Source organism: Streptomyces sp. CA-111067, from assembly GCF_050956065.1.
In the GTDB taxonomy this organism is placed as follows: Bacteria; Actinomycetota; Actinomycetes; order Streptomycetales; family Streptomycetaceae; genus Actinacidiphila.
The window spans coordinates 4,400,771-4,413,055 of record NZ_CP192103.1 but is presented as its reverse complement, the minus strand read 5'-3'; the positions used below and the strand labels follow the sequence as shown (position 1 = coordinate 4,413,055).

Genomic DNA, 12,285 nt, shown 5'->3' with positions numbered 1-12,285 from the left:
CGTCCGCTGTACGCCGACCGCTCAGCCCGTGACGTGGATCTCGGACACCTGGGCACGGTACTTGCCGTCCGTGAGCGGCAGGCTGGTGATCCAGACGAGTACATAGCGTGTGTGGAGCGCCTTGCTCGGGGTGAGCGTCACATCCGTGCCCCTGCCGCTGGCGACCTTGGTGAAGGCGGTGAAGTCCGTCGGCATCGTTGCTGTCGACGCGGGCGCTGCCATCAGGTCCACCGGCGTCTGCCCGGTGAAGTCCACCTTCACATTGCTGATGTGCTTGGCGCTGCCCAGGTCCAGGATCAGCCCGACGCCCGACTTGAGGTTGCCGAAGTTGGAGCTCGTGTACGACTTGGTCTCCCAGCTCGTGGCGGGGTCGTTGTCGTAGGCCAGCTTGACCTGCTTCGGGTTCTCGCCGTCCTCGCCGAACGGGTCGAAGTCCTTCAGGCCGGCGATCTGCAGCGGCTTGGGCGCCGCGGTCGTCGGATCCTGCGCCGCCTTCTGGCCGGTGGGCGTCGACTGGCGGCCGGTGGACTGGTCCTCGCGGGACTTCAGCACGTCGGCGAGCTGCCAGCTGCCCAGTCCGATCGCCACGATCAGCAGCGCGGCCACCGCCCACTTCAGGGCGCTGCCGGTGCGGCCCGGCAGCGCGGGCGGCGGAGAGGGCGGCGCCATCGGCTGCCGGGTGGCGCCGGCGGGCGGCGGTGGCTGCCGGAACGCGGCCGCCTCGTAGGCCGGCGGCACGTGCTGCTCCGGCGGCCGGATCCGCGGCAGGCCCGCGACGGCCTTGGCCAGCTCCTCCGGGGTGGTGCAGGGCGGCTCCTCGCGGGAGGCGGTGGCGCCGTCGTTGACCAGGGCGCGCATCGCGATCTCCGACAGCCCGCGGTGGACGCCCGCGCGCACCTGGTCGGGAGCGACCGGGCCGGCGCCCTGCGGAAGCCCCGACAGGCCGTGCGCGTCCTCCTCGTACGGCCAGCGCTGGGTGAGGGCGGCGTAGAGCAGCGCGCCGATCGCCTCGGTGTCCTGCCGCTGCGGGCCGTCGGAGTCGAGGCCGCGCAGCGCGGCGGCGACGGCCAGGCCGCGGATGCGGTACTGGCCGGAGACCGTGCGCAGCACCGAGCCCGGGTCGAGCCGCAGGTGGGCCAGGCCCTCGCGGTGGGCGGCGGCCATGCCCTGGGAGACCTGGCTGACCATCTGGTAGGCCTCGTGCGGCTCCATCGCCCCGGTGACCAGCAGGTCGGCCAGCGAGGTCGCGTCCGGCAGCCACTCGTGGATGACGTAGACGAGGTCGTTCTCCTCGACGGCGTCGAGCACCTGGACGAAGCGGGGGTCGCCGAGCAGTGCCGCGGAGCGGGCGGCGGCCAGCACCTTGCGGGCCCGCGGGTGGTCCGCGGGCAGCAGGTGGATGCCGACGGCGCGGCGCAGCTTCTCGTCCACCGCGCGCCAGCTGCTGAAGCCGTCCACCCGGGTGACGCACTCGGCGAGCTGGTAGCGCCGGGCGAGCTTGTGGCCGCTGTGCAGCTCTGGCGCGGTGCCGAGGTACCCGGCGGACCCGGGCCCGGTCTTAGGGCGCTGTGCGGGCCCCTGGGCGTTCCTGGAGGCCGTGTCGGCTACCGCCGGGGGGGTGGCTGAAGAAGTAGCCGCGGCGGGGGCGGCGGCCGCCGGAGCGACGACGGTGGTCTCGTCGTCCGGGGCGCTCCGTGGCGCCTTGCCGTTCTTGGGCGCCTTGCTGTCCTTCGACTCGGTGCCGCTCTTCCGGGCAGTGCCGCTCTTCTTGTCGGCGGCCGGCGGGTCGTTGACGATCTCGAGGGTTTCGGTGGTCCCGGTGGCCTTGGCGGCTCCGGTGGCGGCTGCTCCGTTGCTCTCGCTGCTCTTGATGGCGGGCTGTTCGCCTTCCGGCTCTTCCGGGGGGCTGCCGGCTGCGGCGTTCTCGCTGGTCTGGTCGTCCGTCGTCGTTCCGTCGGAGGTGCTGCCGTCCTGCTGGGCGGCGGACGGTGCCTCGCCGCCCTCGTTGGCCACTCCGACGGCGGCCGTGCTCCGATCCGCCACCGTCGTTCCTGCCTCCCCATCCGTTGCGCGCTCATCAGGTCGAGCCGATGACAATTGTGCCCGCACTCCACCGCTATGCACGACACGTGGCGGGGGGTGATGGTTGCCTGCCCGGCCCGGACAGTGCGCCGTTGGCCGGTTCCGGCCTCCGTCAGCGGCCCAGCCGGCCCCGGACCATGCCGATCATGCCGTTCAGCTCCTCGATCCTCATCCGCTTGGCGGCCAGCAGGAACAGCCCGACCAGCAGACCGCCGCCGACCACCAGGGCCGCCAGCGAGCCGACCGCGCCGCTGCCGAGCGCACCGGTGACGAGGTAGACGGCCAGTCCCGCGACCCCGGCGGCCGGGATGCAGGCCCCGACCAGCCGGGCGTAGGTGCGGACCACCCGCCGCCCGTCCAGGTCGCCGCGCAGCCGCGACCTCAGTCGCTTGGCGGCTACCCCGACTCCGACGGCGTACGCGAGGCCGTAGGAGAAGGCCATGCCGACCACCGCCCAGCGCGAGGGCAGCGCCACGAAGCAGATGGCGGAGGCGAGCGCGTTGACGGCCGCCACGATCACCGTGTTGTAGAAGGGGGTCCGGGTGTCCTCGAAGGCGTAGAAGCCGCGCAGTATCACGTACTGCACCGAGAACGGGATCAGGCCGAGCCCGAAGGCCATCAGGATGAAGCCGATGTTGCGCGCGGAGTCGCCGCCGGTGCTCGCGTAGAGCACGCTGCACATCGGGACGCCGAGCGCCAGGAAGGCGAAGGCACCGGGCACGATCGCCACCGCCGAGGTGCGCAGCCCGTAGGAGATGTCGTCGCGCACAGCGGTGATGTCGCCGTCGGCCGCGGACCGGGAGATCCGCGGCAGCACCGCGGCCATCACCGAGACCGTGATGATCGCCTGCGGCATCTGCCAGATCAGCAGTGCGTTGTTGTAGGCGGTGATGCCGGTGCCCTGGAAGCCGCTCTTGTCGGCGTTGGCACCGGCCCAGGTGGCCAGCTGGGTGACGACGATCAGGCCGGCCTGGTTGGCCAGGACGAAGAAGAACGTCCACTTGGCCAGCTTGGCGGCCTTGCCCAGGCCGTGGCCGCGCCAGTCGAAGCGCGGCCGGAACTTGAAGCCCGCGTCGCGCAGGTAGGGCAGCATCGCCAGCGACTGCACGACCAGGCCGAGCAGGGTGCCGAGGCCGAGCAGCCTGACGCCCTCCGGAGTGATCGTGGTGGCGTCCATCCGGGTGCTGCTGGACGGGCCGTAGACCCAGATGAACATGCCGAAGGTGAAGATCACCACGATGTTGTTGAGCACCGGGGTCCACATCATGGCGCCGAACCGGCCGCGGGCGTTGAGCACCTGGCCCATCACCACGTGGACGCCCATGAAGAAGATGGTCGGCAGGCAGTACCGGGCGAAGGCGATCGCCACGTCGTAGGTGTCGGGGTTGTCGGCGATCTTCGCCGACATCAGCCGGATCAGCAGCGGCGCGGCCAGTACGGTGACCGCGACGATCCCGCCGAGCACCACCATCACCACGGTCAGCAGCCGGTTGGCGTAGGCGGTGCCGCCGTCGTCGTCGTCCTTCATGGCACGGACCAGCTGGGGCACGAACACCGAGTTGAGGCCGCCGCCGATGGTGAGGATGTAGATCATCGTCGGCAGCGTGTTGGCGACCGCGTAGGAGTCGCCGAGGGTGGCGACGCCGATCGCCGCGGCGATCACCAGGGTGCGGACGAAGCCGGTGACGCGGGAGGCCAGGGTGCCGACGGCCATCAGCGCGCTGGACGCCAGGATGCCGCCCTTGCCGGCCGCCTTCCCGCCGACCGCGGTGGCTCCCGCGGGCGGCGGCATGACGATGACCGGCATGGTGCCGGTGGAGTCCGGCGACTCGGCGCCGGGCACCATCGGGTACTGCGGCTCCACCCGCGGCTGGTACGGGTAGGCGTAGCGCGGGTCGGTGTACCGCGGGTCCACGTACCCGGGGTTGGTGTAGTTCGGGTCGGCGTAGCCGGTGTCGGCATACTGCTGCGGGTCCTGGTAGCCGGCCTGGCCGTACGGCGGCTGCTGCTCGTAGACCGGCTCGGAGTAGCCGGTCCCCTCGTTGTCGGGGGGCGTCTGCGGGTACGCCGACGGGTAGGCCGCCTGCTGCTGGTAGTCGGCCTGCTGGGGGTAGCCGCTCCCCTGCTGCTGGTAGCCGGCGTCCTGCTGGGGGTACCCGCCCTGCTGCTGGTACGGCTGCTGGCCCTGCTGCGGCTGCGGGTAGCCGTACGCCTGGGGCTGCTGGCCCTGCTGCGGGTAGCCGTACCCCTGCCCGTGCTGGCCGTGCTGCTCCTGGTGCCCGTGCTGCTGACCCGGGCCCTGGCCCTGCTGCTGCGGATACGGCTGCTGGTAGTGCTGCTGCCCGGCGTCCTGCTGCGGCGGCGGCTGGTAGGGCTGCGCGCCGGGCCGCTGGTCGCGGAAGAGGTGCTCGAAGGCGTCGTACTCCTGCGGCTGCTCCTGCGCGTACTGCGGCGCCTGGCTGCCCTGGTACGGCTGCTGCGGGTAGGACGCCTGCGGGTACTCCTGGCCGTAGGCCGGCGGCGGGTGGGCGGCCCCGTCGTACAGCGCCTCGTCCACCGGGTCCTGCGCCGAAGCGTCCTGCTGCCGGTACGGGTCGTGGGTATAGGTGTTCTGCAGATACGGGTCGGGTGCCGCCGGACGCTGCTCGGGAGATGGGGGCATCTGACCCGCAGAGTCGCGATCACCGTCATACGGCGCGTTCATCAGTGCCCCACCTTATTGTCCGCCGGCTATCCGTCCACCTTCTCACCTGCCGGGGACGGCACCTGGCTATCCGCACCGGAGTCAGCGGCGGGGTCACCCGGCTGCCCGGGGTCCCTGCCGTCCCCAGGATCCTCTCCCGAACCGTCCCCCGAGCCGTCTCCCGAAAGGTCCGGGCCCTCCCCGCCGCCTTCCGCGGCGGCACGGCGCTTACGTTGACGGTAGATCCGTACTCCCGCGAGCACCAGCAGCAGCAGGCCCGCGGCGATGATCAGCATCACCAGATCGGTGACGTTTGTGATCTTGACCTCGAACTTGATGGTGCCCGCCGTGTCGTTGGTGCCGTTGAGCCGGCCGCCGTAGAGCGAGCCGTCCGGCGAGTAGAGGGCGGCGGTGATCTGGGTGCTGCCGTTGCCCCTGGCGGTGGTGCGGAACTTCAGCGTCTTGGTGTGGCCGGCCTCGATGAAGATCGGCTGCTGCGGGCCGCTGATCTCCAGCCGGATGGTGGTGCCCGACGTGAGCCGCAGATGCAGGCCGGTGATCGCCTGCCCGAGATCGTTCTTGACCGTGACCGGGATGGTGCCGCTGCGCCCGGAGAGGGTGAGCGGGGTCTTCTCCAGGATGTGCACCGCGCCGATCAGGTCCTGGAGGTAGACGCCGTTGGCGGAGGAGAAGGCCTTGGCGTGCCGGGGATCACCCCGCCACCCGTTGGACATCGCCCGCAGGATCGCGTTGCCGAAGGGCACCGTCACCCGGTCCTTGCGGGTGAGGATCACCACAAAGCCGTCGAGCCCCTTCTGCTGCTCGTGGATCTGCCCGAAGTACTCGTTGGACAGCTCCGCCTTCCGCAGCCGGCTCGGGTAGTTCTTGGCGGACGGCACCTTGCGGCTGGCCGCGGGGTCCGGCTTGGTCTTGGCGGCGGTGTCGAAGGTCACGGCGGAGGTCCACGGGCCCTTGGTGTTCAGCGCCTGGATCGCGTCGGCCAGCGCGTCGGCCTGGGAGAAGGTGGGCTGCCGCTGCGGGGCCACCACGATGGTGCGCTGCGTCTGCGGCGCCTGCATGGTGATCAGCAGGCTCTGCGCGAGGAAGTTCTGCACCGCGAGGTTGGCCGTCTGGGCGTACACCGTCTGCCCGGAGAAGGCGGTGGACAGCGACGCGTCGGTGACCACCGCGGTGGTCTTCCCGCCGATCGGGCGGGCCGAGGTCGGGTTGTAGGGCAGCGAGGGGTTCTCCGCGAAGGTGTCGCTGCGGGCGATGATCGTGCTGTCGCCGGCGGCGCGGGCCACCGAGACGATCGACGGGTCGAGGGCGCCGTCCACCGGCCAGGCGACGTCCGCCCTGGCCTTCACCCCGAGCACGGTCTGCACGGTGCTCAGGCCGAGCGCGTCGGCCGTCTTGAGGTGGGCGGTGGTGCCGGGCACCGAAGCCCCGTGGTGGGCCATCGAGGCCAGATCGGTGTCGCCGAAGGGCAGCGCGATCACCTCGGCGTTCATCACCGCGCCCTTGAGGTCGTTGAGCCACTTCTTGGCCACGTCGGTGCCGGTGCCGGGCGTGGTCTTGGCGATGTCGCCGTTCACCGCCACCCGGTAGCCCTTGGCCATCGCGTCCACCGAGGCGAGCAGGTCGGGGTCGACCACCCAGGTGACCGGAAGATCCGTGCCCCGGTCGACCATCTCCCTGAGCCGGCCGCCCGGGGCCAGCTCGGCGGCCAGCTCGTCGTTGAGGAAGATCGGGCTGGTCTGGGAGTCGACGTCGCCGCGGGCGGCGATCCGCGGCTTGTCGATCAGCGGCCACAGGTAGTTCATCCGGGTCGCCTTGGCGCTCTCGTCCGGCCCCTGCCACCACGGCAGGAAAGTCCGCTTGATGCCGAGCACGTGGCTGTACGGCTCGGCCGCGGTCTGGCCGCTGAGGCTGACGCCGAGCTGGTAGACGCCGGTGCCGCTCAGATCGAGCGCGCTGACCGGGACCTTGAGGGTGAACGGCTTGCTGTCGCCGGCCGCGAGTGAGGCCACAGCGACCGTGCGGCCGGAGATCTCGGTGCCGTCGTCGTCGGCGGCGCCGAGCCGGGAGGCCGCGCTGTTTATGTCGCTGCGGGTGTGCAGCGGGCCGTTGTCGGCCATCCGCACCCCGACATGGGCCGCGGTGATGGTGGACTTGCCGTTGTTGGTGACCGAGCCGGACAGCGTGAGGGTGTCACCGGCGGCCGGGATCCGCGGGCTGAGGCCGGTGAGCGCCACCGCGACGGTCTGCGAGCCGCTGCCGGCCGCGGCCTGCGCCCCGGTCCCCTCAGCGGTCTGCAGCAGCCCGGTCAGGAGCGCGCCGGCACCCAGCAGTGCCACCACCCGGCCGGCCCGCCGCGTGAGCCGCCGGGAGGCTGACGGGGGTCTTCCGGGTGCCTGTGCCGCCTCGCCCACGCGTTCGCCCGTCCCTCGTCTTCGTCAGTCGTCGTTCGTCGGTAGTTCGTCGGTCGTCGTCGATCGGATCCATCGGATGTGCGTGCTGGCATGTTAACGATCGGCGCTGTGCCAAAGTGCTGCGGAGTACCCATGCGGCAGTGCGGGAAACCCGGGCGCCAGGGGTGCCCGCGGACCCGTACCCTTTTACGTTGTGCCGAACGCCGATAACGCCTCCCTGACCGTGTCTCCTGTCGCCGAAGACCTCGGTCGCCGTTTCAGCGCCGCCGGGTTCCGGCTGGCCCTGGTCGGCGGCTCGGTCCGGGACACGCTGCTGAACCGGCGCGGCAACGACCTGGACTTCACCACCGACGCTCGCCCCGAGCAGGTGCTGCGGATCCTCCGGCCCTGGGCCGACTCGCTGTGGGAGGTCGGGATCGCCTTCGGCACCGTCGGCGGGATGAAGAGCGCCCGCGAGGGCGACTCCGTCCGCGACTACCAGGTCGAGGTGACCACCTACCGCTCGGAGTCGTACGACCGCACCTCCCGCAAGCCGGAGGTCAGTTACGGCGACACCATCGAGGAGGACCTGGTCCGCCGGGACTTCACGGTCAACGCCATGGCCGTCGCGCTGCCGGAGGGCGACTTCATCGACCCGTTCGGCGGCCGGACCGACCTCGCGGCCGGACTGCTGCGGACCCCGGGCACTCCCGAGTCGTCCTTCTCCGACGACCCGCTGCGGATGCTGCGCGCGGCCCGCTTCGCCGCTCAGCTGGACTTCGAGGTGGCCCCCGAGGTGGTCGCGGCGATGACCGCGATGGCCGACCGGATCACCATCGTGTCGGCCGAGCGGGTCAGGGACGAGCTGAACAAGCTGATCCTGTCCGACCATCCGCGCAAGGGGCTGCGGCTGCTGGTGGACACCGGGCTGGCCGACCTGGTGCTGCCCGAGCTGTCGGCGCTGCGGCTGGAGAGCGATGAGCACTTCCGCCACAAGGACGTCTACGAGCACACCCTGACGGTGCTTGAGCAGGCGATCGACCTGGAGGAGGACGGGCCGGACCTGGTGCTGCGGCTGGCCGCGCTGCTGCATGACATCGGCAAGCCGAAGACCCGCCGCTTCGAGTCGGACGGCCGGGTCTCGTTCCACCACCACGAGGTGGTCGGCGCCAAGCTCACCAAGGCGCGGATGACGGCGCTGAAATACTCCAACGAGCTCGTCAAGGAGGTCTCGCGGCTGGTGGAGCTGCACCTGCGCTTCCACGGCTACGGCAGCGGCGAGTGGACCGACTCCGCCGTCCGCCGCTACGTGCGGGACGCCGGGCCGCTGCTGGACCGGCTGCACAAACTGACCCGGTCGGACTGCACGACCCGCAACAAGCGCAAGGCGGCGGCGCTGTCCCGGACCTATGACGGCCTGGAGGCGCGGATCGCGGAGTTGCAGGAGCAGGAGGAGCTGGACTCGATCCGGCCGGACCTGGACGGCAACCAGATCATGGGGATCCTGGGCGTCCCGCCCGGCCCGGTGGTCGGCAAGGCATATCAGCACCTGCTGGAACTGCGGCTGGAGAACGGCCCGATGAGCCAGGACGAGGCGGTGGCCGCGCTCAAGGAGTGGTGGTCGGCGCAGGGCTGAACGGCCGCCGCTGCCCTCGGGGCCGGGTTGATGTTCCACGTGGAACATCAACCCGGCCCTTCCTCGTCCGCCGATGTTCCACGTGGAACATCGCAGCGGCATCGCCGGGTCCGTATGTTCCACGTGGAACATCACCCCCGTCGCCGTGCCATGCCGAGCGCCGCCCCCGCGTAGACCAGGGCGAGGAAGAGGACGAGCACCGGCGAACGGCCGTCGGAGGGCAGCACCAGGGCGGCGAAGCCGGCCGCCCCCACGAAGGCGGTGTTGAAGGCGACGTCGTAGATCGAGAAGATCCGGCCGCGGTAGCCGTCGTCCGTCTCCGACTGCACGACCGTGTCCGTGGCGATCTTCGCCCCCTGGGTGGCCACGCCGAGGAAGAAGGCGGCCGCCAGCATCGGGGCGGTGGCGAACGGCAGGCCGAGCGGGGGCAGCAGCACCGCCGCGCCGGCCGAGCAGCCGATGATCCAGCCCGCGGTGCCCAGCCGGGCGGTGGCCCATGGGGTGACTACCGCGGCGACGAAGAACCCCGCGGCGGACAGTCCGACGGCCAGGCCCAGCAGCGCGAGCCCGGCGTCGGTGTCGTCGGGATCGGACCAGGCGTAGCGGCAGAGCATCAGCAGCATGACGGTGAGCGCGCCGTAGCAGAACCGCATGGCGGTCATCGCGGTCATCGCCCGCATCGCGCGCCGCCGCTGCCGCAGATGCCGGACTCCCGCGCCCAGCCCGCGGACCGTGCTCGCCAGCGCCGCACCCAGCCGCGGCTGGATCAGCGAGGTGTCGGGGCCGAGCAGGTCGCGGCCCATGGTGAGGGAGGCCAGCCCCGCGCAGAGGTAGAGCAGCGCGCCCAGCGCCACCGTGACGGCGTTGGCGCCGGCGCCCTCGGGCAGGAAGAGGTGCACCACGAAGGCGAAGCCGCCGCCCGCGGTCGCCGCGAGCGTGCCGGCCGTCGGGGACAGCGCGTTGGCCATCACCAGCCGCTCGGCGTCCACCACCCGCGGCAGGGCCGCCGACAGGCCCGCCAGCACGAAGCGGTTGACGGCGGTGACCGACAGCGCGGACAGATAGAACAGCCAGTCCGGCACGTGCAGCAGGATCAGCAGCGCCGTGCCGCAGGACAGCACCGCCCGCAGCAGGTTGCAGTAGAGCAGTACCTGCCGGCGCCGCCAGCGGTCGAGCAGCACGCCGGTGAACGGACCGAGCAGCGAGTACGGCAGCAGCAGGACGGCCATCGCCGAGGCGATCGAGCCGGCCGAGGTCTGCTTCTCCGGGGAGAAGACCACATAGGTGGCCAGCGCGACCTGGAAGACGCCGTCGGAGAGCTGGGACAGCAGTCGTACCGCGAGCAGTCGCCGGAAGTCGCGCAGCCGCAGCAGCACCCGGAGATCGCGCACAACAGCCATGATCACACCCTCACACGGCGCGAACGGCCCCGGGTCCAGGACCCGGGGCCGTTCGTCGTCAGTTCAGCGCGGAAAGCGCGGAAGGCGCGGAAGGTGTCAGCGCTCGACTTCGCCGCGGATGAACTTCTCCACGTTCTCGCGGGCCTCGTCGTCGAAGTACTGCACCGGCGGGGACTTCATGAAGTACGAGGACGCCGACAGGATCGGGCCGCCGATGCCGCGGTCCTTGGCGATCTTCGCCGCGCGCAGCGCGTCGATGATGACACCCGCGGAGTTCGGGGAGTCCCAGACCTCGAGCTTGTACTCCAGGTTCAGCGGGACGTCGCCGAACGCGCGGCCCTCGAGACGGACGTAGGCCCACTTGCGGTCGTCGAGCCACTGCACGTAGTCCGACGGGCCGATGTGGACGTTCTTGGCGCCCAGGTCGCGGTCCGGGATCTGCGAGGTGACGGCCTGCGTCTTGGAGATCTTCTTGGACTCCAGGCGCTCGCGCTCCAGCATGTTCTTGAAGTCCATGTTGCCGCCGACGTTGAGCTGCATGGTGCGCTCGAGCAGCACGCCGCGGTCCTCGAAGAGCTTGGCCATCACGCGGTGCGTGATGGTGGCGCCCACCTGGGACTTGATGTCGTCACCGACGATCGGCACGCCGGCCTCGGTGAACTTGTCCGCCCACTCCTTGGTGCCCGCGATGAACACCGGCAGGGCGTTGACGAAGGCGACCTTGGCGTCGATGGCGCACTGGGCGTAGTACTTCGCCGCGGTCTCGGAGCCGACCGGCAGGTAGCAGACCAGGACGTCGACCTTGCGGTCCTTGAGGATCTGGACGATGTCGACCGGGGCCTCGGTGGACTCCTCGATGGTCTCCCGGTAGTACTTGCCCAGGCCGTCGTTGGTGTGGCCGCGCTGCACGGTGACGCCGGTCTGCGGAACGTCGCAGATCTTGATCGTGTTGTTCTCGCTGGCGCCGATGGCGTCCGCGAGGTCGAGGCCGACCTTCTTCGCGTCGACATCGAAGGCGGCCACGAACTCGACGTCACGCACGTGGTAGTCGCCGAACTGCACGTGCATGAGGCCAGGCACGCGGCCGCTCGGGTCGGCGTCCTTGTAGTACTCGACACCCTGCACCAGCGACGCGGCGCAGTTGCCTACGCCAATGATGGCTACGCGAACCGAACCCATACCCGTTGCTCCCTGTGTAATCGTCACGCGGTTCCCCGGGTTTCGGGTCGGCCGCCGTTCTCTTGGTTGTGGTGGTGGTCGTCGTCCCGCTCGGCAGCCGGCCGCTCGACGCGTCCGGACCGCTCGGTCTCGATCAACTCGTTGAGCCAGCGGACCTCGCGCTCCACTGACTCCATGCCGTGCCGCTGCAACTCGAGCGTGTAGTCGTCGAGCCGTTCGCGGGTGCGCACCAACGAGCTGCGCATCTTCTCCAGGCGTTCTTCGAGGCGGCTGCGCCGCCCTTCGAGCACCCGCATCCTGACGTCCTTCGACGTCTGGCCGAAGAAGGCGAACCGAGCGGCGAAGTGCTCGTCCTCCCAGGCGTCAGGGCCGGAGTTGGCGAGCAGCTCCTCGAAGTGCTCCTTGCCAGCCGCCGTCAGCCGGTAGACGATCTTCGCCCGGCGGCCGGCGAGGGGCGCGGCCTGCGGATCGATGTCCGCGGCCGTCTCCTCGATCAGCCACCCCTGGGCGACCAGCGTCTTCAGACAGGGATAGAGAGTCCCGTAACTGAAGGCGCGGAACACCCCGAGCGAGGTGTTGAGCCGCTTGCGCAGCTCGTAACCGTGCATGGGCGACTCACGCAGCAGACCGAGAATCGCGAACTCGAGGATTCCGGAGCGCTTGCTCAATCCCTCGTCCCCTCGTCCGCGACATCGACATCGAACCACTGGCTGAATCCAGTGTCTCGGTTCGATGTATCGACTCGATACATCTGGACGATAGAACGGCCCGACACATCATGCAAGGTGGCTCGTGGTGACCGGTGTCACATCGGCAAACCTGTGAGCCGTCAACCGCCCGGTATGAGACGAACCTTCACATGGCGGGTCTTTTGGCCATGCGTACTCTGTTCGC

The 12,285-nt window shown here is 70.5% G+C and carries 7 protein-coding genes; 1 reads left to right on the top strand and 6 read right to left on the bottom strand.

Annotated features, from left to right (window positions below):
* Positions 1-21 precede the first annotated feature (21 nt).
* The 3 genes from ACQPW6_RS19165 to ACQPW6_RS19155 all read right to left on the bottom strand — a co-directional run bounded on the left by ACQPW6_RS19165 (position 22) and on the right by ACQPW6_RS19155 (position 7,197).
* A complete protein-coding gene (locus ACQPW6_RS19165; RefSeq protein WP_433890866.1) occupies positions 22-2,043 on the bottom strand; it encodes a protein kinase family protein in 2,022 nt (673 codons plus the stop codon).
* A 151-nt stretch (positions 2,044-2,194) separates the two neighbouring features.
* Entirely contained in the window at positions 2,195-4,744 is a 2,550-nt protein-coding gene (murJ, locus tag ACQPW6_RS19160; protein WP_433890865.1) for a murein biosynthesis integral membrane protein MurJ, read from the bottom strand.
* A 68-nt stretch (positions 4,745-4,812) separates the two neighbouring features.
* Positions 4,813-7,197, bottom strand: a complete 2,385-nt coding sequence (locus ACQPW6_RS19155; RefSeq protein WP_433890864.1) for a DUF6049 family protein — start codon at positions 7,195-7,197, stop codon at positions 4,813-4,815.
* A gap of 193 nt (positions 7,198-7,390) precedes the next feature.
* Here ACQPW6_RS19155 and ACQPW6_RS19150 point away from each other — a divergent pair, with 193 nt between their 5' ends.
* Complete coding sequence (locus tag ACQPW6_RS19150) at positions 7,391-8,812, top strand: CCA tRNA nucleotidyltransferase (RefSeq protein WP_433890863.1); 1,422 nt, start codon at positions 7,391-7,393, stop codon at positions 8,810-8,812.
* A 131-nt stretch (positions 8,813-8,943) separates the two neighbouring features.
* On the opposite strand, the gene ACQPW6_RS19145 is transcribed toward ACQPW6_RS19150, so the two are convergent.
* The 3 genes from ACQPW6_RS19145 to ACQPW6_RS19135 form a co-directional block, all read right to left on the bottom strand.
* Positions 8,944-10,212 carry an MFS transporter gene (locus ACQPW6_RS19145; protein WP_433890862.1) on the bottom strand — a complete coding sequence of 423 codons (1,269 nt, stop codon included), beginning with the start codon at positions 10,210-10,212 and terminating at the stop codon, positions 8,944-8,946.
* A gap of 96 nt (positions 10,213-10,308) precedes the next feature.
* The gene (locus tag ACQPW6_RS19140) at positions 10,309-11,391 is read right to left on the bottom strand and encodes an inositol-3-phosphate synthase (RefSeq protein WP_433890861.1); all 1,083 of its coding nucleotides are present in this window, start codon (positions 11,389-11,391) and stop codon (positions 10,309-10,311) included.
* 23 nt (positions 11,392-11,414) lie between these two features.
* Positions 11,415-12,059 (bottom strand): helix-turn-helix transcriptional regulator, encoded by a 645-nt coding sequence (locus ACQPW6_RS19135; protein ID WP_433890860.1) that lies wholly within the window; start codon positions 12,057-12,059, stop codon positions 11,415-11,417.
* Positions 12,060-12,285: the final 226 nt, after the last annotated feature.

What these genes read in the sequence shown, in the direction of transcription:
- murJ (WP_433890865.1), bottom strand. Translation starts at nt 4,744, where the DNA reads ATGCCCCCATCTCCCGAGCAGCGTCCGGCGGCACCCGACCCGTATCTG.
- ACQPW6_RS19145 (WP_433890862.1), bottom strand. Translation starts at nt 10,212, where the DNA reads ATGGCTGTTGTGCGCGATCTCCGGGTGCTGCTGCGGCTGCGCGACTTC.
- ACQPW6_RS19140 (WP_433890861.1), bottom strand. Translation starts at nt 11,391, where the DNA reads ATGGGTTCGGTTCGCGTAGCCATCATTGGCGTAGGCAACTGCGCCGCG.